Genomic DNA, 20,898 nt, shown 5'->3' on the forward strand with positions numbered 1-20,898 from the left:
ATCTTACACAAATGAGTGATAAATCTTTTGACCCTAAATTTATGGGGTTCTTAATGTCAAATTTGCTGGCGTTTGCAATCATTGGCCTTAGTGCGCTTTTTTTAGAACATGATCATACTGACGTAATACTGGTCTTTTCTGAATTTATCATTATCCCGATACTGATGGGATTGGTATGCGCCTGGTATTGGCTCAAAACGGACCTGAGCGGAAGAAGCTGGACAGCTAATGTAGGTGCCAATAGTTTGATCGCTGTTTTCCTGAGCTCTGTTTTTTTGCACGAAGGAGTTATTTGCCTTCTAATCGTCTCGCCATTGATATTCTGCTTTATGCTGGTAGGCACGGCCATCGGCAAAGCCATCTTTAAACGCAACAATCAAAATCTCAACGTAAGCGTATTCGCTCTGCTGGCCTTAATATTTGTTGCCGATTCCTTATCTAAGCACGATTATAAAAATGTAGTTTCGGACAGCATCGTGATCAACGCAACCCCGGATAAGATATGGAAGAATGTGGTGTCGTTTGAACCGATCAAACAAAAAAACACGTATTGGCTTTTCAGGATAGGTATGCCAAGTCCAATGGCAACAACCGTAACCGGGCAATACAACGGCGCGGGGCGCAAATGTATCTTTAGCAACGGCTATGTTTTCGGTGAAAAAATAGTGACTTACGATGAGAACAAGGACCTTACCTTCGACATTATCGATCAGCCGCGCGACCCGGAGATCATGGGCCATATCGATATAGAACGCGGCCAGTTTTTGTTAAAAGATAACGGTAACGGCACCACTACCCTTATCGGAAATAGCTGGTATAAACTTTATGTGTTTCCGGTTTGGTATTACGATATCTGGGCGCAAAGCATTACGCGCAATGTACACTTACGTGTGATGCAGCATATTAAAGAATTGAGTGAAAAAAATTAACCTGTTTAGTTTCGTCGTCAAAAACTTTGGCTTTTTAAAGTATGTGCCATTGCTGCCGCTGGTATTTGATGCCTGGCTCAAACTATGGACATTACTTACAAACGCTTCCATCCTCGATGCAATGGAAGCCATAGAAGCCGAAGTTTTAACCTGGCAGGGCGCAAGTGCCGGCCTGCACAAATATGGCGGCGTTCAGTTTAATTATAACGGGCGCGAACTTGGGCATATTCACGGTAACGGGTTGTTAGATATGCGTTTCAGCCGCTCTATAAAAAACAAACTGCTTGTCGAAAACCGCATAACACATCACCATGTTTTTGTTAACTCGGGTTGGATCAGCTTCTACATCCGAAATGAAAAAGATGCTGAATATGCTCTCCGTTTATTAAAAATGACTTATGATCGGCGGAATAGAATCAATAGCTCTACGCTTCTTCATGCTTCCTGATTTTGATATAAACCAGCTTGCTGGTCGGGGTATTGCTTTTTTCAGCAACGCTGTCTACCGGCACCAGTACATTTGTTTCGGGGTAATAGGTGGCAGTGTTCCTTTCGGGGATGTTATACGGTACTACCACAAATAGCCTGGCCACACGTTCTTTTCCTTTAAAATGACTGTACAGGTCTACTTTATCACCAGCTTTTAATCCCGCTTTCGCGATGTCGGCGATATTCATAAATATCACCCGGCGCTCATTGTGGATGCCACGGTAACGATCATCGAGACCGTAAATAGTGGTGTTAAACTGGTCGTGGCTGCGGATGGTCATCATATAATATTCATCTTCGGCAAGATTATGTACAGGCAAACCAGCGATATTGAATTTGGCTTTATCGCCAAAATCCGGCGTTGGGAATTTACCGCCCCGGGGCGCATTAGGCAAATAAAAACCTGCCTTATCGCGCACACGCCTATTGTAATCTTCAAAACCCGGTATAACTTTTTCTACGTCGTCGCGGATGTGATCATAATGAGCAATATATTTATCCCAGTCGACAACCGACTTTTTGCCCAGCACGGCTTTAGCCAGTTCGCAAACAATCACGGTTTCGCTTTTCAGCTGATCGGATACCGGGTCGAGCACACCTTTTGACTGCTGTACCACGCCCATCGAGTTTTCGCAACTTACAATTTGTTCAATTCCGTTAATGATATCTTTATCGCTGCGGGCGTAAGTAGGCAAAATAATGGCCTCCTTACCATGCACAAAATGGCTGCGGTTTAATTTGGTTGAGATCTGCACCGTCAGGTCGCACCGGCGCAAACCATCTGCAGTGTAAGTAGTATCCGGCGTAGCCGATAAAAAATTACCGCCCATCGCAAAAAACACTTTTAATTTACCCTGGTGCATAGCTTTGATGGATTCGACCACATCATAACCGTTCTTACGCGGCGGTTCAAAACCGTATACTTCCTTCAGTTTATCCAGCTGCTCTTTTTTAGGTTTATCAAATATGAGCATGGTACGGTTGCCCTGCACATTGCTATGCCCGCGCACCGGGCACAGCCCTGCACCGGGTTTGCCGATGGCGCCTTTTAATAATGCCAGATTAGCTATCTCTTTAATGGTAGCCACCCCGTTGACATGTTGGGTAATACCCATAGCCCAGCAGATAATGATCTTGCTTGTGCCCTTCAGCATATCCGCGGCCTGCTTTATCTGCGCAAGCGGCACACCGGCAGCATCTGCCAGATCGTTAACATCATATTTTTGCAGGCTATCAATAAATTCATCATAGCCGGCTGTTTTTTCGTTGATGAACTGATGGTCAAAAACCTTTTGCGGGTTTTCTTTTTCGGCCTGATGCAACAACAGTTCGATGGCTTTGATAAGCGCCATATCGCCGTTGATCCTAACCTGCAGGTACAGGTCGGCCAGTCGGGTGCTAAAGCCAAGGGCGCCCTTGATGGTTTGCGGGTTTTTAAAAGCCATCAGGCCGGCCTCGTGCAAAGGATTGATCGCGATGATCTTGCTGCCGTTCTTTTTGGCTTTCTCAAGCGCGGTCAGCATCCTCGGGTGATTGGTGCCCGGGTTTTGCCCCATCACGATGATTACATCCGTATCGTAAAAATCGTTCAAAGTTACTGTCCCTTTGCCGATGCCTATCGACTCTGACAAAGCCGTACCGGTAGATTCGTGGCACATATTGGAGCAATCGGGCAGGTTGTTGGTGCCATATTCGCGCACAAACAACTGGTAAACAAACGAGGCTTCGTTACTCGTCCGCCCCGAAGTATAAAAAGCTGCCTCATCGGGCGAGGCCAATCCATTTAAGTGTTGTGCTATTTTTTGATAAGCATCCTCCCAGCTAATCGGCTGGTAATGCGTACCGCCTTGCGGCAGATAGACAGGTTGTGCGATGCGGCCTTTTTTGCCCATCTCAAAATCCGTCAGCGCCGCCAGATCGGCAACAGAGTTTTGCGCGAAGAACTCTGCGTCAAGCTTCTTATTGGTCGCCTCCCAAGCCAGGGCCTTGGCTCCGTTCTCGCAATATTCGGCGAAGGGCGAGCGGTCATCATCCGGGTCGGGCCAAGCGCAGCTTGAGCAGTCAAAGCCGCCGGGCTGGTTCATTTTCAATAAAGCCTTTAATCCCCGCAAAGGGTTGCCTTCTTCTTCCAGCACATCTTTCATCGCCGCGCCTACGGCACTCATGCCCGCGGCCCAATGTTTGGGTTCGGTAAGCCTGATCCCGGTTAGCTCTTCGGGGTTTTCGGCGCCGGGCGCTTTGGCTTTAGTGCTCATGGCTGTGCGCGGCTAAAGGGTTTGGATAGTTATCGCTTTGGTCTTCGGCTACGTTATCAAGGCATTTAAAGTCCTTTTCGACATAGAGCAGCAGCTTACCGTTGGTATTTTCGAAGCCCACGCGGTCGGTATCCGTCCACTCTTCGGCCTGTGCCTGGGGCATCAGCAGGGTGATGATATCGTTATCGTAAGTAGCCTTTAATTCGGGCTCGTCGCTCGCCCTCAAAATGTAAGTGAGCATTTTGTTGCCGAAATCGGTGCGCTCGGTAATAACGCCTTGATCCTTGAATTGTTCAACTTCGGATTGGGTAAGACGGTAGCGAACTGAATTCCCCCTGATACGTATTTTCATGACCCTAAATTTTTACGCGGTGTGCTGATGTATAAATATTAAACCGCCCGTCGCGCAGGAAGCCGATGAGCGTGACGTTAAACTCATCGGCCAGTTGCACCGCCAAAGTTGATGGCGCGCCGATAGCCGCTATGATGGTGATGCCTACCATTACGGCCTTCTGCACCAGCTCAAAACTGGTGCGGCCGCTTAACAGCAAAATATGTTGATTGAGCGGGAGCAGGTCCTGATCGAGCGCTACGCCAATCAGCTTATCGAGCGCGTTATGCCGGCCCACATCTTCGCGCAGCAGCCGCAGTTCGCCCTGGTTGGTAAATAATGCCGATGCATGCAAGCCGCCCGTATCGTCAAAAATATCCTGGTGCCGGCTTAAAATAGCCGGCAGACCATTCAGAATTTCGGCCGTGGCAGAGTTATGATCGGGCAAAGCCGAACCAAAGGCACTGACCGTACGGATGGCATGGATAGACGATTTACCGCAAACGCCGCAGCTTGAAGTGGTATAAAAATTCCGCCCGGTGTTTTGCAGATTGGGTTGTACGCCTGGTTTAAGCGCAACTTGTATCACGTTCTGCCGGTCTTCGTCGCAGGCAGCAAAACAATGCGCAATGTTTTCAACTTCATCAGCATCGCAGATTATTCCCTCGGTAAATAAAAAACCAAGCGCCAGTTCGGCATCGTTGCCCGGCGTACGCATCGTTACCGATACATTGCGGGTTTGGCGATGCTGTTCATCGCCAAACTCCAGGCGAATCTCCAAAGGCTCTTCAGCAGCAAGCTTATCCAGCGCTTCGGTGCTGCCGCTGGCGTTTACTTTAATAACAGGTAATTGGTTTATGGCGGTTACAGGCATATTCAAATATACAATTTGTAGCCCGTGTTTGTTTAAGCTTTCGGGTAAATCGCTTTTAGAGAGGAGGCTCCTCCGGAGCCAAAACCATAAGCGGCTTTTTCTATAAACAGGGTACTCCTCCGGAGTTTTAGATGTTGTTAGGTCAGCTCCGGCGGAGCTGCGTGTTTATAGAAATTCAATTACAACAGGAAAGATGGCTCCCGCGGAGCCCCCTTAATTACTTTTGATGTTTAAAAGCGATCTTCCGCCTTTGGTTCATGTGGATTAACCACACTTTGCCATTTAGGCGAAGACCTGATGGTTATCAAACCTGCAAGAATAAACAAAATGCAACCGATAGATAACATCAATTGTTTTGAAGGGAATGACACCCATGGTACAGGCAGGAACATGCCCGAACTTTGCATAACTATGACCGCTATAAGAACAAAAGTTGCTGTTTTGGTTTTTATAGCGATACTGACAGAAGCCGGTATAAACAATAAAAAATCAAAGAGCGCTATCTTTAGTGCTTCTCTTAAACCATCGGGTACATATTTGTCGTCCAGGTAATCTCTGTAGTTAGTTAGGTATACCAATCCGATAATTAGCTCGATCAACAGCGTTATTACTAAAATTGATACTTCCTTCTTTCTCATTTTTCAATAGTGCTATCGAGGGATGGCTCTTCCTTTTCACTTACTGGTGTAAGTCGATATCGGGATGATCATCTCCTCTAACGAGATGCCCCCGTGCTGGAACGTTTCGTTATAAAAATTAACAAAATGGTTGTAGTTGTTAGGATACACGAAGTAATAATCGTCCTTGGCGAATACAAAGCTGGAGCTCAGATGCAGCCTGGGCAGCATGGCATCGTGCGGGTTGCGGATGTAAAATACCTCCTTGGCGTTATAATTGAGATTTTTGCCTTGTTTATAACGCAGGTTGGTGTTGGTGTTACGGTCGCCGATGATCTTGCTCGGGTTTTTTACGCGGATGGTTCCGTGATCGGTAGTGATGACAATCTTTACCTGTTTTTGCGACAGGAATTTGAGCAGATCGTATAAAGGCGAGTGCTCAAACCATGATAAGGTTAACGAGCGGTAAGCGGCATCGTCGCTGGCCAGTTCGCGGATCATCTGCATATCGGTACGGGCATGGCTCAGCATGTCCACAAAGTTGTAAACCACCACGTTCAGCTCATTTTTCATCAGGTTGCTTACGGTATCGTTCAGTGCGCGGCCTTCGTCGATGTTCAGTATCTTGGTGTATGAGTGTTTGCACTCCTTACGCAGCACCCGTTTGATATGATCGGCCAGGAAGGCATCCTCGTGCAGGTTTTTGCCCCCCTCATCTTCGTCGTTCTGCCACAGCTGCGGAAAACGCTTTTCCATGTCCAGCGGCATCAACCCGCTGAAAATAGCGTTACGCGCATATTGGGTAGCAGTGGGCAGGATAGAGTAATAAGTATCTTCTTCCTCCAGGCGGAAATACTCGGAAATAAGCGGATGTATAATGCGGTACTGATCGTAACGCAGGTTATCTATCAGGATAAAAAATACCGGGCCGGCTCCGTCCAACTGCGGGAAAACTTTCTTTTTAAATAGCTGTGTTGAGGTAATAGGCGCCTTATCCGGGTTTTTTAGCCAGTCGAGGTAGTTTTTTTCGATAAACTTAGAAAACTGCACGTTAGCCTCAGCCTTTTGCAGGGTGAGTATCTGGTGCATGCCGTTATCCTGCAGCTTTTCAAGCTCCAGCTCCCAGTAGATCAATTTCTTATACACATCGACCCATTCCTGGTAGCTCAGGTTATCGTTCAGGGTCATGCCCAGCGTGCGGAAATCCTGCTGGTAAGCCATGGTGGTTTTTTCGGTTACCAGGCGTTTGTTCTCCGTCAGCTTTTTTATCGTGAGCAGTATCTGTTTAGGATTTACAGGCTTAATCAGGTAATCGTCTATTTTAGAGCCGATGGCATCCTCCATCAAATACTCTTCTTCGTTTTTGGTGATGAGCACGATAGGCACATCGGCATTGATGTTTTTTATCTCGGATAAGGTTTCGAGGCCGGTTAGGCCGGGCATGTTCTCATCCAGGAAAACCAGGTCGAAATAGTTATTTTTAAATAATTCGACGGCATCGGCGCCGTTTGTTACAGTTTGTACCTTATAACCTTTATCGGTTAAAAAAAGAATATGTGGCTTGAGCAGATCAATTTCATCATCCGCCCATAATATAGTGGTATCTTGCATCGTGAATTTTGTTATGAGGTATTAACCGATAAACTTAGCTTTTGTTACCGACAATTATCCGTATTAACATAAATTAACTAAAATAAAATATCGATAGTTTACGGTAATTTAACATTTTTGTAGCTCAAATTAAACATTGAATAAAAAGAAGATCATTAACGACCCGGTCTATGGGTTTATCAGCATCCCCTCGGGGCTGATATTTGATTTGATACAACATCCATATTTTCAGCGCCTGCGTTATATTAAGCAACTGGGTATGACGCACCTTGTTTACCCAGGCGCATTACACACCCGTTTTCATCATGCTTTAGGCGCCATGCACCTGATGACCATGGCCCTCGAAACCCTGTGCAGCAAAGGCCATTTTATCAGCGACGAAGAGCAGGAAGCCGTAACCATCGCCATTTTATTGCACGACATAGGCCACGGGCCATTTTCGCATGCGCTGGAACAAACCATTGTGGAAAGTATATCGCACGAGGATATTTCGGAGCTGCTGATGGATAAGCTGAACGATGAGTTTGACGGCAGGCTAAGTATGGCGATAGATATTTTTAACGATACGTATCCAAAAAAATTCCTGCACCAGCTGGTTTCGAGCCAACTGGATATGGACCGCATGGATTACCTGATGCGCGACAGCTTTTTTACCGGCGTGAGCGAGGGCGTGATCAGTTTCGACCGTATTATCAAAATGCTGGATGTAGCCGATGACTACATCGTGGTAGAAGAAAAAGGCATTTATTCGATCGAAAAATTTTTGGTGGCCCGCAGGCTGATGTACTGGCAGGTTTACCTGCATAAAACCGTAATAGCCGCCGAACTGTTGCTGGGTAAGATACTGGAGCGCAGCCGCGAACTCTCGCTGGCGGGCGAAGAATTATTTGCAACCCCGGCGCTGGCTCATTTTTTAACCAATAATATCGATATCAGATCGTTTATTAATGGTAACGATCATTTGGATATCTTTGCCAGCCTGGATGATACCGATATCATGTCGGCCATTAAGGTGTGGACAAAACACGATGATTTCATACTATCGGCCTTGTGCCAAAGCCTAAGCAAGCGCAATTTATATCATGTCGAGATAACCAATACACCGCCTACTGCCCAACGGGTGGCCGAATTGGTTGAGCAGGCTATGGAAAAATACGATATCAATGAAGATGAAGCATCGTATTTTGTTTTTACCGATACGATAACCAATAAGGCTTATCGCGTGGGCGATGGCAGTATAAGGATATTGATGAAGAACGGCTCGGTGCAGGATATTACTACGGCAAGCGATAACTCCAATTTGGAAGTGCTGGCCAAAACTGTAAAAAAATATATTTTATGTTATATAAAGGGCCTATGATAAATTGTAATAAGCCCGGATTTATTATAATTTGCTGCTTTAATTTTAACGTTTAAATTTGTCCGATGCAATTTACCGCACAAGAAATCAGTTTGCTGCTCGACGGCACCGTAGACGGTGACCCGACCGTGCTGGTAAATCAGCTTGCAAAAATAGAAGAGGCCGAAAAAGGTTCGCTGTCGTTCCTGGCAAATCCTAAATACGAGCAATACTTATATACTACAAACGCTTCGGTTGTTATTGTAAATAAAGATCTTGCATTGACCGATCCGGTAAGATCGACCCTCGTGCGTGTCGATAATGCCTACAGCGCTTTTACCGTATTGCTCGAAAAATACAATACCATTAAATTAAATAAAACAGGTATCGAGCAGCCGAGCTTTATCCACCCGACGGCTAAAATCGGCAAAAACGCTTACGTAGGTGCTTTCGCATATATAGGCCCGAATGTGGTGATAGGGGATCACTGCAAGATATTCCCAAACACCTATATCGCTGATAATGTTACCGTTGGCAACAATGCCACGTTTTACGCCGGGGTAAAAATATACTTTGATTGCGTTATCGGCAATAATGTAATACTGCACTCGGGCGCCATTATCGGCGGCGATGGCTTTGGCTTTGCCCCCAACCCCGATGGCACTTACAACAAAGTGAGCCAGATAGGCAATGTGATTTTGGAAGATGACGTGGAGATTGGAGCAAATACCACCGTCGACAGGGCTACCTTAGGCTCTACCATCATTCGCCAGGGCGTAAAACTGGATAACCTGATCCAGATAGCCCATAACGTTGAAATTGGAAAAAACACCGTGGTTGCCGCACAAACCGGCATATCAGGCAGCTCAAAAGTGGGCGAAAACTCGGTTATCGGCGGGCAGGTAGGCATAGTGGGGCACATCAGCCTGGCTAAAGGCACACAGGTACAGGCCAAATCGGGCATCAGCCGTAATATCGATGAAGAAAACCGTAAATGGGCAGGCGCGCCGGCTACCTATTACCAGGACCACATGCGCAGCCAGGTGGTATTGGCCCGTTTACCCGAGTTAGAAAAGAAGTTGAACGAATTGGAGCGTGTTATTGCCGAACTGCGCAAGGAAGCCCAATGATTAAATACTTGTAAGCGCATATATGAACGCAAAACAAAGAACAATGATGTCTGAAGTTACCGTTTCGGGCACAGGATTACATACAGGCGAAAAGGTGACTATGACCTTTAAGCCCGCACCTGAAAACCACGGTTACAAATTCAGGCGGATAGATTTACCGGGACAACCCATTATTGAAGCCGATGTTGACAATGTAACCGATACTTCGCGCGGTACAACCATCTCGCAAAACGGAGCGAGCGTAAGTACCATCGAACACGTTTTGGCAGCTTTGGTAGGTTTAGAGATTGATAACGTATTGATCGATCTGGACGGCCCGGAAACGCCGATCATGGATGGCAGTTCTATCTTATTCGTCGACGCCATACTCGAAGCCGGCTTTATGGAACAGGACGCCGACCGGGAATACTATCATATTACCGATAATATCCACTACTCTGAGCCCGATCGTAAAGTTGAGATGGTAGCCATGCCATTGGATGATTACCGCTTTACCTGTATGGTCGATTATAACTCGCCGGTACTGGGCAGCCAGCATGCAAGTATCTCTACCATATCCGAGTTCAAAAAAGAGATTGCCTCGAGCCGCACCTTTTGCTTTTTGCACGAACTGGAAATGCTGCTGAAGCACGACCTGATCAAAGGCGGTGATTTGAACAATGCCATCGTAGTGGTCGACAAGCATGTGAGTAAGGACGAGCTTGACCACCTGGCCAAGCTGTTTAACCGTAAAGATATCGACGTTGCCCCGCAGGGGATTTTAAATAACATCGAACTAAGGCACCAGAACGAGCCCGCCCGTCATAAATTATTAGATATGATAGGCGACCTTGCCCTGGTTGGCGTACCTATCAAGGGCCATATTATGGCTGCACGGCCGGGCCACGCGGCCAACGTTGCTTTTGCGAAAAAAATCAAGGCCATTATTAAAAAGGAACGCAGCCGCAAGCATTTCAAGGTGTACGATCCGAATGCCAAACCGGTGTACGATACCGTGCAGATTATGAACATGCTGCCGCACCGCTGGCCGTTTTTGATGGTTGACAAGATATTGGAACTATCCAAAACGCACGTAGTGGGCTTAAAGAATGTAACCATGAACGAGGATTTGTTTATGGGCCACTTTCCCGGCTCGCCGATATTCCCCGGTGTGCTGCAGATTGAGGCAATGGTGCAAACCGGTGGTATTTTGGTGCTGAACACTGTGCCCGATCCGGAAAATTACCTGACCCTGTTTTTGAAGATAGAAAACGCCCGCTTTAAAAACAAAGTGGTGCCGGGCGACACGCTGATATTTTATTGTACCCTGCTCGAACCTATCCGCCGTGGCATAGCGCGCATGCGTGGTGTAGGTATGGTTGGCGAACGCATAGTTGTTGAGGCCGAATTAATGGCACAGATTGTAAAAGTGAAAGGTTTAGAAGAATGATCCAACCGTTAGCATACATACACCCACAGGCAAAAATTGCCGACAACGTGGTTATCGAACCATTTGTAACCATTGATAAGGATGTGGTGATTGGCCAGGGTACCTGGATAGGCCCCAACGTTTGCATTATGAATGGCGCCCGTATCGGTAAAAACTGCCGTATATTTCCGGGTGCAGTTATCTCGGGCATCCCGCAGGACCTTAAATTTGCCGGCGAAGACACCACCGTCGAGATAGGCGATAATACCACCATCCGCGAGTGCGTAACCATTAACCGCGGCACAAAGGATCGCTGGAAAACCGTAATTGGTAACAATTGCCTGATTATGGCTTACTGCCACGTAGCGCACGATTGCGTGGTGGGCAACAACTGCATCTTCAGCAATAACACCACTTTGGCCGGCCACGTTACCATTGGCGATTATGTGGTGCTGGCAGGTATGGTAGCCATACACCAGTTTGTACAGGTTGGTTCGCATGCGTTTGTAACCGGCGGCTCGCTGGTGCGCAAGGATGTACCGCCGTATGTAAAGGCCGCGCGCGAGCCGCTGTCGTACGTAGGTATTAACTCGGTAGGTTTACGCCGCCGGGGCTTCTCGTCAGAGCAGATCAACGAGATACAGGATATTTACCGTACTATTTTTGTTAAAAAGCACAATTTCAGCAACGCCCTGGATATTATTGAAGCCGAACGCCAGCCTACCGAGATACGCGACGAGATACTGGATTTTATCCGTAACTCCAACCGCGGTATTATGAAGGGTTTCGGAAACCAGTAGTTAGTCTGGAGTCCGGAGTCTTTAGTCTGGAGTCGGGCTGATGGTTAGATAAATAAACAAAATAAATTGACTCAAGACTCAGGACTCAAGACTCAGGGCTTCAAAATATCCCTCGAAAATATCGGCCGCCGTTTTAACCGCGAATGGATATTCAGGGATGTGAACTATACTTTTAACAGCGGTGCCGCTTATGCCATACTGGGGCCCAACGGCTCGGGTAAATCAACTTTACTGCAGATTCTTAATGGCAGCCTTACGCCCTCGGCCGGAAAGATCGTTTATGAATTTGACGGGAAAGCGGTAGAGGCAGAGTCGGTTTACCAGTACCTGAGCCTGGCAGCACCTTATATGGAGCTGATCGAAGATTTTACCCTGGCGGAGATGATCACTTTCCATTTCAAATTCAAAAAGATACGCGAAGAGCTGGATACCGCAAGTGTGATCGATTTGTTGAACCTGCAGGCGAGCAAGGATAAGGCCATTAAATATTTTTCATCGGGTATGAAACAGCGCACCAAACTGGCTTTAGCTTTTTGCGCCGATACCCCGGTGCTCATGCTTGACGAACCGACCTCGAACCTTGATGCCCAAGGCGCCGACTGGTATTTAAACCTCGCTGAAAGATTTAGTAAAGACCGCCTCACCGTTATCTGCTCCAATCAGCCCAGTGAGTATGGTTTTTGCAGCGAAATGATCAATATCACCGACTACAAGAAGTAAGCCGGTAAGTATCTCGTTTTTGAAGAAGGTGCGTTAGGGAAGCGCCCGCCTGCCGGACGGGCAGGGATACCGGCCCGTGGCTAATGCCCGTGCAGTATGAGCGGAAAGGCCGGGCCGCAGGCAACGGCCCGATAGCACTGATTGGATGCTTGAATCAAAAAACTTTTAAACCCTCTCAACCTTACAACATTCAAACATTGCAACAAAACCCCTTTTAAACAATCGTTTATATCCGGCTTGTATCTTTGGATGCAAGTGGCTAAGTTTGCGCTTCAATTTTTTAGTACAATTTTATGTCAAAAGCATCCGAAATAAGAAATGGCAGTATACTTCGCTTCAACGGCGAACTGGCACAGGTTGAAGAGTTTATACACCGCACCCCTGGTAACCTGCGTGCGTTTTACCAGGCACGTATGCGCAACATTAAAACCGGTAAGCTGATCGAATACCGTTTCCGTACCGACGAGGAGGTGGAGATTGCCCGTGTTGAAACCAACGATTATCAATACCTGTACGACGAGGGTAACGACCTTGTAGTAATGGATAATAATACTTACGACCAGTTTAACGTGCCTAAAACCTTATTCGGTAACGCCGTTAAATTTTTAAAGGAAGGAACTAATGTAATTGTTGCTTTTGAGAGCGGCGAGCCGATTATGGGCCAGATGCCAAACTCGGTTGAGCTGGAAATTACTTATACCGAACCTGCGGTTAAAGGCGATACTTCGAGCGGCGCCATGAAAAAGGCTACCGTTGAAACAGGCGCCGAGATCAACGTACCTTTGTTCATCAATTTAGGCGATATGGTGAAAGTAGATACCACTACCGGCAACTATGTTGAGCGCGTAAAGAAATAGGGATAATTTAATGATATTGAAAAGCTCTCCGGCATTCGGGGGGCTTTTTTTGTTTGGGATGCAAAGCGTATATTTGAGTATGAGCCTTTTCGGAATTGGTTACGAGGTGTACATCATCTGCGTACTACTTGGTATCCCTGTTTTCTTCCTGTCAAAGTACATTTCCAAGAAATTGATAAAGGAGAAAAAAAACCAAATGATCGGCACATGGCTGGCGACGATCATCCTAACGCCAATTATATATTGTTCCATTGTATTATTTTTCGTTTTTTGTGTAGAATACTATCCCAATAATGATTTTGATAAAGATAAATGGAAAGCAGATAAAGAAAAACGCTATGAACTTACAAAGGATCTGATTGGCAGCAAATTACTAATCGGGATGACTAAGGATCAGGTAAGAGCAACTCTTGGCGATGAAGAAAATATTAACGACAATAATGATTGGTATTACGAAATTGGGTATAAACCGGAGTTATTCAATATCGATCCGAACAGCATCCATATCACTTTTGAAAAGAATAGGGTTGTTGAAGTATTTGAACATTGATTGATAATGCCAACCAAACAACAACTCCGCAAAATCTACTTAGCCAAAAGGCAGCAGCTTTCGCCCGAAGAATATGCGGAATTGAACAGGCAATTGCTCACGGAGTTTCAGCAACTCGACTTTACCGGAATAAAATACCTGCACTGCTATTTGCCCATCTTATCAAAAAAAGAACCTGATACGCGGCTGCTGCTCAACTGGCTCAAAGTAACACGCCCTGATATTAAGATCGTATACCCGCAAACCGATTTTGCCGACCATAGCATGCGCCATTTTGCTGATGACGCCGATCTTGTTTTGGCCGAAAACATGCTGGGTATTACCGAGCCCATTGCCGGCAATATGGTTGATGTGAGCAATATAGACATGGCTGTTGTGCCGCTCCTGGCTTTCGATAAGCGCGGTTTCCGTGTTGGCTACGGCAAAGGGTTTTACGATCGTTTTATGGCGCAATGTAAACCCGGCGCGCATTTTATCGGCCTGTCATTTTTCGGCCCTGAGGAAAAGATAGAAGATATTGATGGATACGACAAACCTTTGCATCAGTGCATCACTCCTGATCAACTGTACCTGTTTTAGCTACTACCTTTCAGCCAGGGCGCTGCCCCGTACAGGAGCGTTGTCTATCGCGCGTGAGAACCAGGCATTCCATTCTTCCTGTTTGATATCATTTTGCATGTGCATGGTTTGCCTTTCGTAATCTGCGTTAATCTTCTGGTATTTAGCGTCGACCTGCCTGAATATAGCGCCTATCTCCTGTGCGTAGTTTGCAGTGTAGTGCGCCTGTCTGAATGCCCTGTACAATTCGGCACGCATCAGGTAGGCTATATTATAGTGCCCCTGTTCGTGCCGCAAAACCTGCAGCAGCATGTCCTGGTCTTTGATCCAGTTTAAATGAATGAAGGATTTATCACGGTTAAAAACCAGCTGTACATTAAAATCGACAGAGTAGCTGTTATTGCGGCCCGTGGCCTGGTATGTGTATTTAACATCGCAATCGGTATAGGCCAATGCCTGGTTACCTGCCGACGGCACACCCTGGAAATCGCTGGCGGCGAGCCGGCGATAATACTGCGCCGAAGCCAAAAAAGGAATTGAACAAATTAAGCATAGAATACCCCGTCGTTTACCTCTCATCTTTATTTCTGTGGTTTAATCATCAGTACAGACTAAACGATTAATCATAAGTTTATTGTATGAGGCAAAAAAATTAAGTAAAAAAACAGCGCCCCGGGTTATCGGAGCGCTGTTCAATAATAACATATGACGTGTTAACGATTAATCGTGTCCATGCCCGTGTCCATGATCGCCATGCCATTCGGGGCCTCTGCCACCATGGCGGCCATGATCCCAATGGCCATGATCTTCGTCGTGATGGCGGTACTCAACCGTGCGGTATTCTTCATGGCGATATACTACCGGATGGTAACGTTCCACATAATATGCCCTTCGCGGCGCAAAATAAGTATAAGGTCTGTCGCCATAATAGCGAACCGGTACATGGTGCAGGCTACCTATATTGTAACTTGCATAAAAGCCTGGCAATGATGCCGAGAATACCCAGTTAGGGCCGTCGTAATAATAGTAACCGCCTCTTTCAGCATCGTAATAACTATCGATCTCGGGGATATAGTAATAACGGATAGTGTGGGCGTAAGCCGGGGGCGCCCAAACGGGCGGTGTGCCTATGTGTAAGGAAAAGGAAACCTGTGCTTTTGCAGTATTTACGGCTATCAGCATTAAAAAGGCCGATAGCATACTTAATGTTACTTTTTTCATGGTGTTTATGGTTGTTGCATTTACATCAACTATAAAACAAACATAATGCCACCGGGTAATTTTTTGGAAAGTGTATTTATTGCAAAATATTGATTGCCTGTGTTTTGTTGTTTAAAAACATGCCTTTAACCGCTCTTAAAAAGAGAATTTACCGATAGGTTTTTTTACCAATAACCCAATAAAAGTGTATGGTTTTAACTACACTTATCTGGCCGGCTACTTTTTATTCTGCTCTTTTTGCTGGCTGAGCATGTTCAGGCTCATCATCTCTTTCATGGTTTGGTGCATAGCCTCGGTCGAGCCATCGAGGAAGATGACGTTGCCTTTGGAGTTTTCTGAAAAATGCTTGATGGCTTCCGTCCACATCGTAAACAAAATTACCGAGGTATCCATCTCGGCCTCTTTCATCTCTTTTGCGGCAACGCTCATACCTTTAGCTACTTCCTCACGGAATAGGGCAATACCCTGGCCGCGCAGCTGGGCAGCCTGGCGCTCGGCTTCAGCGGCAATTTTAATGGCGTTGCCTTCGGCTTCGGCGGCCTTGGTTTTGGTGATGAGCAGGGCCTGGCCTTCGTTCTCGGCAGCGGCTTTGAGGTTGTTCGATGCTACTACCTGGCTCATGGATTTGAGGATCACATCATCGAAAGTAATATCGTTCAGTTGCAGATCCTGCAGGTGATAACCCCAGGTTTCTAAAACCTGGTCGATCTGTCCTTTAACGTGTTCAACAATGTCTCTCCTTAAGATCAGTACATCGGCCTGGCGCTTGGTAGCCACGAAGGCACGGATAGAGCCTTCGATGGTGCGGATGAGCGCCTGCATCAGGTTTCGTTCATCAATAAACTTAAAGGCTACGTTTTTAATGTTTTCCTCATCCTGGTTCAATACCGAATAAAGCAGCATGGCTTTGAAATATACGTTGGCCTGGTCGACAGTAACTGCCTGGAACTCGAGCTCGACCGAGCGGTTCTGGATAGAGATACGCGCGTATATCTGTTCGATCAGGGGTATCTTAAAATTAAGTCCGGGTGTCATTATCCGGCTGTATTTGCCAAATACGGTAACTACAGCAATAGTGCCCTGGCTAACGGTAACAAATGAGCTTGAAATGAGGATCAGTAAAACAAATACGATCACTCCGACGGCTATCATCATGGCTTTAAGGTTTATTTTATACGAATGTATAGAAAATACCCGGCATATTTATTTGGTTCGCTTTTTGTTTTACAGAGATAGATTTACCGGTTGGTGATCGATAAAACAAACACTACCATGAACTTAAAACGTACTTTCGGAGCCATACTGACCGTGTTAGGCATTATCGGCTTAATCTATGCTGGCATCAGCATTATCCAGCACAGTGCACAATACACCAGCATTACGGTGTTCGGCATTATAGGCCTGCTGTTCTTTTTTTCGGGCATCGGGTTAGTAAGGGTTACCAAAGATGAGGCTTAATTGCCCTGTACGGTTATCTTCCCGTCATCAGCTATCGTTAACCCGGGGTTAGGGAAATCGGCCTTAGTCAGGGCTCGCACCCGGGTTATTACTTTGTTCGAGCTGTCGCGCTGCAGGCCGCCGGCATGAGTTTGTTTTAAAGCGATGATCTGCCCGTTAATGAACTCGCCATTTTTGTTAAGGTTGACTTTTAGTAACGATGACAGACCGCAAACCCCGTCGACACTCACGCATTTATAGGTACAAAAGTTACCGAGGCTATAGGCGATCAGCCGGCCCTTGTATCGCTCCATTGCGCGGTTAACATGCGGGCCGTTGCCAAAAACCACATCGGCGCCGGCATCAACGGCGGTATGCGCAAAGGCACGAACATCGCCGCGCTTTTGCCCGAGGTACGATTCGCCGCCGGGCGGAACATGCTCATAGGCCACACCCTCCGCACCGCCATGAAAAGATACGATCACGATATCCACCTGTCTTTTCAGACCGCCGATGACCTGCGCTTCGTTCTTCAGATCGAGGATGGGCAGGGTACTGGCATTGGGCGCAAAAGCACAAAAGCCATAGGTAACGCCATTTTGCTTAAAGATTGCTGTGGGATGGCTCAATAAGCCGCCATAATTTATGCCCGCGCTATCTAACGTTTTGGCGGTGCTGATGCGGCCCTCTTCGCCAAAATCGCCGCTGTGGTTATTGGCCAGGCTAAGCACATCAAAACCCGCATCTTTAAGCACGTTTACATAGGCCGTAGGCATTTTGAAGAAGTAGGCTATGGCCAGGTTTTTTTTATACCTCGCCGGGCTGCCTTTATCCAGCAGGGTACCTTCGAGGTTGCCAAAGGTTACATCGGCATTGCGCAATTCGTTCAGCACTGCTTTAAAACTATTTTTGGCGCTATCGGGAGGTAAGGTGTTTTTATTTGGATATGCCGTACCCAGCATAATATCGCCGACAGCTGCAATAGAAATGGTATCGTGCGGTTTGGCAACCGGTTTGGCTACTGGCTTGCCGGCAGGCGCCGGCGAAAGCCTTATCGGTGCGGGTGCGTTGTTACAGGCTGCAACAAACAAAGCCGCAATACATGCAAAAACAAAAAAAAACTTCTTCATCGGGCAAAAAAAATCCCTTCAGTGTAACGTGAAGGGATCAATATTTTTCTCAATAATGGCGAGTGTTATTTTTTCTCGCCCTTATCGGCATCTTCCTTAGCTACTTCGGCTTTAAACGAATCTAATAAACGGCCGCCTTTAAAAAAGTAGTGGCTATAATAGTCGTCATCCAGGCTCGATATCTTAACCCCTTCTGACGATGCATGTGCAAACTTACTGTTGCCCAGATAAATACCCACATGCGATATATTACGGCTGTGTATTTTGAAGAATACCAGGTCACCTTCTTTCAGGTCGTCCTTTTTAATCGGGCTAACCATGCTGAAGATATCGCGCGAGTTACGTTGTATGCTCAGGTTAAATACCTTGCTGTACAGCTCTTTGGTAAATGCCGAGCAATCAATGCCTTTACGCGAAGTACCACCAAAACGGTAAGGGGTACCTATCCAATCGTAAACAAACTGAAACAGCTTAACATTCGAGGTAGTAGATAACGCTACCCCCATAATTTGTGAGAAGTAATCTTTTATAAGGCTTTTGTCCTGATCATCAGCAACTTTAGTTTCCTGATTGTTTGGTACAGATTTTGTTTGGGCTTGAACCGCTACTGTTGTAACGCTTAAAAATAATGCAAGTGCAATAGTAATTTTCTTCATTTAATGCTTTTTTGTTGTATCAGGGGGTGCAACAAATTGTTTATTAAATTGACAACTAAATCGTCATCAAACTGCTATTTCCTTAATAATTTATCCAATTATCAGGTCCCGAAGATAAACCTATTAATTACTTATCCAAAATAAATGTGAAAAAAATTTGTGGATAACTCATTTAACTGTCAGATTTTCAACAGAAAAGAATTTAACCAGACTGTCGCAAAAACACATCACAGGCGTACTAAAAGAGGTACAAATGCACGTTATACTATACACTTTTGTTTTCATTAACAGAAAATAAAAGCACTTTTCGAGAAAAAAATTTACACAATAGTTGGGTAATTCTTAACTTTTGCAATTGCAAAACTCCGGGTACATCATCACTAAAAGTATCTGTAAACAGATCGTGTATTTACCCCCCGTCAGTTATCCCCCTGCATATTTACCTGTAAACTATAAATTTACCGCCAGGTAAAAACAGGCGTGCATGATTAGCTTTTTTCGAGCCGCTATATTTGTTACATCATTTGCTAATGTCAGCCCGCATCTATACCCTTTAATCTAACTGATCATGGTGGTGCAAGCCGAGCAATTACTGCGCCGGTACACGGCCCTCAAATAGTTAACTAAATATACCGGCTTTGCCACATCTGCAACAACACAACCCTGCTTCTCTCAATAACTTATACCTTCTATCCGGCAAATCCTGATGCAGGAGGTAAAATATTTTGTTTGCCCACGGCTCAACTACAATGCACAAACACATGGTTTTATTTTGCCAAACTTGGCGTTAATGAAATTTTGTTGGGATAAATTATCGCCACACAATAAAACCCATTTAATTAACGGTTTACCGGGCATTTTGCCGCGGTGCAATAAAACTGAAACATTCTTGTGGGGTTTTCGCTTTTTACGCGGATATAATTAGATTTGCGCATTAAATTAAATAAAAGATCTTTTTTAATACAATGAGTTCAGTCGCGATTACCAAAGAAACTTACTTGCATTGGTACGAGTCAATGCTTTTAATGCGAAAGTTTGAAGAAAAGGCAGGTCAGTTATATGGTCAGCAAAAAATACGTGGCTTTTGCCATTTATATATCGGTCAGGAAGCAGTTTTAGCCGGCGCGATGTCGGTTTTAAAACACGAAGACAGCATGATAACCGCTTACCGCGATCACGCCCATGCTTTAGCTAAAGGCACGCATCCCAACGCCGTTATGGCTGAGCTTTATGGCAAAGCAACCGGCTGCTCAAAAGGCAAAGGCGGTTCGATGCACATGTTTGATAAAGAAAACAATTTTTATGGCGGCCACGGCATCGTGGGCGGGCAGGTACCACTGGGCGCCGGCATAGCTTTCGCCGAAAAATATAAAGGTACCGACCACGTTTGCGTTGCTTACATGGGCGACGGCGCCGTGCGCCAGGGCGCTTTAACCGAAACCTTTAACATGGCTGCCCTATGGAAGCTGCCTGTAATTTTTGTTTGCGAGAACAACGGTTACGCTATGGGTACCTCGGTTGCGCGCACTACCGCCCAAACCGATATTTACAAATTAGGCCTGCCTTATGATATCCCATCGTCGCCGGTTGACGGTATGGACCCGGTAGCTGTACACAACGCGATGGACGAAGCCGCGCAACGTGCACGTAAAGGCGATGGCCCTACCTTCCTCGAGATCCGCACCTATCGCTACAAAGGCCACTCGATGAGCGATCCGCAAAAATACCGCACCAAAGATGAGGTTGAAAGCTACAAAGCGAAGGACCCTATCGAAACTACCAAAGCCACCATTTTAAAAGAAGGTTATGCCGACGAAAAATGGTTTGAAGAAATTGATGAAAAAGTAAAAGCTATTGTTGATGAATCAGTAAAATTCTCTGAAGAGTCGCCGTGGCCGGATGCATCTGAGCTTTATACAGATGTATATGTACAAAAGGATTATCCTTACATCAGAGACTAATACCGTTTATCTAAAAAATATTAAT

Annotated in this window: 22 protein-coding genes; 12 read left to right on the forward strand and 10 right to left on the reverse strand. The window is 45.9% G+C overall.

What is annotated here, in order from left to right; all coding sequences use genetic code 11:
• Positions 1-11: 11 nt before the first annotated feature.
• Together BEL04_RS20770 and BEL04_RS20775 are read left to right on the forward strand one after the other, a co-directional pair.
• The gene (locus BEL04_RS20770; RefSeq protein WP_066007098.1) at positions 12-929 is read left to right on the forward strand and encodes a hypothetical protein; all 918 of its coding nucleotides are present in this window, start codon (positions 12-14) and stop codon (positions 927-929) included.
• Positions 916-1,377: a luciferase family protein gene (locus BEL04_RS20775; RefSeq protein ID WP_254659607.1), complete on the forward strand. Its 462-nt coding sequence runs from the start codon at positions 916-918 to the stop codon at positions 1,375-1,377. Before BEL04_RS20770 ends, BEL04_RS20775 begins: the two co-directional genes overlap by 14 nt.
• Here BEL04_RS20775 and BEL04_RS20780 read toward each other — a convergent pair.
• From BEL04_RS20780 to BEL04_RS20800, 5 genes are all read right to left on the reverse strand, one after another.
• Positions 1,355-3,673, reverse strand: coding sequence for an FdhF/YdeP family oxidoreductase (locus BEL04_RS20780; protein WP_066007100.1), 2,319 nt, complete (start codon positions 3,671-3,673; stop codon positions 1,355-1,357). The genes BEL04_RS20775 and BEL04_RS20780 overlap by 23 nt on opposite strands.
• Positions 3,663-4,025, reverse strand: coding sequence for a hypothetical protein (locus BEL04_RS20785; protein ID WP_066007101.1), 363 nt, complete (start codon positions 4,023-4,025; stop codon positions 3,663-3,665). The genes BEL04_RS20780 and BEL04_RS20785 overlap by 11 nt, the downstream gene beginning before the upstream one ends.
• A 4-nt stretch (positions 4,026-4,029) precedes the next feature.
• A complete protein-coding gene (gene fdhD / locus BEL04_RS20790) occupies positions 4,030-4,878 on the reverse strand; it encodes a formate dehydrogenase accessory sulfurtransferase FdhD (protein WP_066007102.1) in 849 nt (282 codons plus the stop codon).
• A gap of 230 nt (positions 4,879-5,108) precedes the next feature.
• The gene (locus tag BEL04_RS20795; RefSeq protein ID WP_066007103.1) at positions 5,109-5,516 is read right to left on the reverse strand and encodes a hypothetical protein; all 408 of its coding nucleotides are present in this window, start codon (positions 5,514-5,516) and stop codon (positions 5,109-5,111) included.
• A gap of 36 nt (positions 5,517-5,552) precedes the next feature.
• Positions 5,553-7,106 carry a bifunctional response regulator/alkaline phosphatase family protein gene (locus BEL04_RS20800; RefSeq protein WP_066007105.1) on the reverse strand — a complete coding sequence of 518 codons (1,554 nt, stop codon included), beginning with the start codon at positions 7,104-7,106 and terminating at the stop codon, positions 5,553-5,555.
• A 136-nt stretch (positions 7,107-7,242) separates the two neighbouring features.
• Here BEL04_RS20800 and BEL04_RS20805 point away from each other — a divergent pair, with 136 nt between their 5' ends.
• From BEL04_RS20805 to BEL04_RS20840, 8 genes are all read left to right on the forward strand, one after another.
• Positions 7,243-8,466, forward strand: coding sequence for an HD domain-containing protein (locus tag BEL04_RS20805; protein ID WP_066007107.1), 1,224 nt, complete (start codon positions 7,243-7,245; stop codon positions 8,464-8,466).
• 65 nt (positions 8,467-8,531) lie between these two features.
• Positions 8,532-9,575 (forward strand): UDP-3-O-(3-hydroxymyristoyl)glucosamine N-acyltransferase, encoded by a 1,044-nt coding sequence (lpxD, locus tag BEL04_RS20810; RefSeq protein WP_066007109.1) that lies wholly within the window; start codon positions 8,532-8,534, stop codon positions 9,573-9,575.
• Positions 9,576-9,597: 22 nt separating this feature from the next.
• Positions 9,598-11,004 carry a bifunctional UDP-3-O-[3-hydroxymyristoyl] N-acetylglucosamine deacetylase/3-hydroxyacyl-ACP dehydratase gene (locus BEL04_RS20815; protein WP_066007111.1) on the forward strand — a complete coding sequence of 469 codons (1,407 nt, stop codon included), beginning with the start codon at positions 9,598-9,600 and terminating at the stop codon, positions 11,002-11,004.
• Entirely contained in the window at positions 11,001-11,783 is a 783-nt protein-coding gene (lpxA, locus tag BEL04_RS20820) for an acyl-ACP--UDP-N-acetylglucosamine O-acyltransferase (RefSeq protein WP_066007113.1), read from the forward strand. Before BEL04_RS20815 ends, lpxA begins: the two co-directional genes overlap by 4 nt.
• A 66-nt stretch (positions 11,784-11,849) precedes the next feature.
• Entirely contained in the window at positions 11,850-12,503 is a 654-nt protein-coding gene (locus BEL04_RS20825) for an ABC transporter ATP-binding protein (RefSeq protein WP_066007115.1), read from the forward strand.
• Positions 12,504-12,796: 293 nt separating this feature from the next.
• Positions 12,797-13,360: an elongation factor P gene (gene efp, locus BEL04_RS20830; RefSeq protein ID WP_066007117.1), complete on the forward strand. Its 564-nt coding sequence runs from the start codon at positions 12,797-12,799 to the stop codon at positions 13,358-13,360.
• A gap of 16 nt (positions 13,361-13,376) precedes the next feature.
• Positions 13,377-13,910 (forward strand): outer membrane protein assembly factor BamE, encoded by a 534-nt coding sequence (gene bamE / locus BEL04_RS20835; protein WP_175404125.1) that lies wholly within the window; start codon positions 13,377-13,379, stop codon positions 13,908-13,910.
• A gap of 6 nt (positions 13,911-13,916) precedes the next feature.
• Positions 13,917-14,489, forward strand: coding sequence for a 5-formyltetrahydrofolate cyclo-ligase (locus tag BEL04_RS20840; protein WP_066007121.1), 573 nt, complete (start codon positions 13,917-13,919; stop codon positions 14,487-14,489).
• Positions 14,490-14,492: 3 nt separating this feature from the next.
• Here the strand turns inward: BEL04_RS20840 and BEL04_RS20845 are convergent, their stop codons facing one another.
• The 3 genes from BEL04_RS20845 to BEL04_RS20855 form a co-directional block, all read right to left on the reverse strand.
• Positions 14,493-15,047: a hypothetical protein gene (locus BEL04_RS20845; protein ID WP_139113128.1), complete on the reverse strand. Its 555-nt coding sequence runs from the start codon at positions 15,045-15,047 to the stop codon at positions 14,493-14,495.
• A gap of 141 nt (positions 15,048-15,188) precedes the next feature.
• Positions 15,189-15,689, reverse strand: a complete 501-nt coding sequence (locus BEL04_RS20850; RefSeq protein WP_066007125.1) for a hypothetical protein — start codon at positions 15,687-15,689, stop codon at positions 15,189-15,191.
• A gap of 216 nt (positions 15,690-15,905) precedes the next feature.
• Positions 15,906-16,844, reverse strand: a complete 939-nt coding sequence (locus BEL04_RS20855) for an SPFH domain-containing protein (protein WP_254659608.1) — start codon at positions 16,842-16,844, stop codon at positions 15,906-15,908.
• Between the two features lie 117 nt (positions 16,845-16,961).
• Between BEL04_RS20855 and BEL04_RS20860 the strand changes: the two genes are divergently transcribed.
• Positions 16,962-17,147: a hypothetical protein gene (locus BEL04_RS20860; protein WP_066007338.1), complete on the forward strand. Its 186-nt coding sequence runs from the start codon at positions 16,962-16,964 to the stop codon at positions 17,145-17,147.
• Here the strand turns inward: BEL04_RS20860 and BEL04_RS20865 are convergent.
• Both BEL04_RS20865 and BEL04_RS20870 read right to left on the reverse strand, forming a co-directional pair.
• A complete protein-coding gene (locus tag BEL04_RS20865) occupies positions 17,144-18,256 on the reverse strand; it encodes a CapA family protein (RefSeq protein ID WP_066007127.1) in 1,113 nt (370 codons plus the stop codon). The two genes, BEL04_RS20860 and BEL04_RS20865, sit on opposite strands and share 4 nt — an antisense overlap.
• Before the next feature lie 65 nt (positions 18,257-18,321).
• Positions 18,322-18,912, reverse strand: coding sequence for a C40 family peptidase (locus BEL04_RS20870; RefSeq protein ID WP_066007128.1), 591 nt, complete (start codon positions 18,910-18,912; stop codon positions 18,322-18,324).
• Between the two features lie 965 nt (positions 18,913-19,877).
• On the opposite strand from BEL04_RS20870, the gene pdhA reads away from it, so the two are divergent.
• Entirely contained in the window at positions 19,878-20,873 is a 996-nt protein-coding gene (gene pdhA / locus BEL04_RS20875) for a pyruvate dehydrogenase (acetyl-transferring) E1 component subunit alpha (protein WP_066007129.1), read from the forward strand.
• Positions 20,874-20,898 lie beyond the last annotated feature (25 nt).

The sequence above is a fragment of the Mucilaginibacter sp. PPCGB 2223 genome (assembly GCF_001705515.1).
Classification (GTDB): Bacteria; Bacteroidota; Bacteroidia; order Sphingobacteriales; family Sphingobacteriaceae; genus Mucilaginibacter.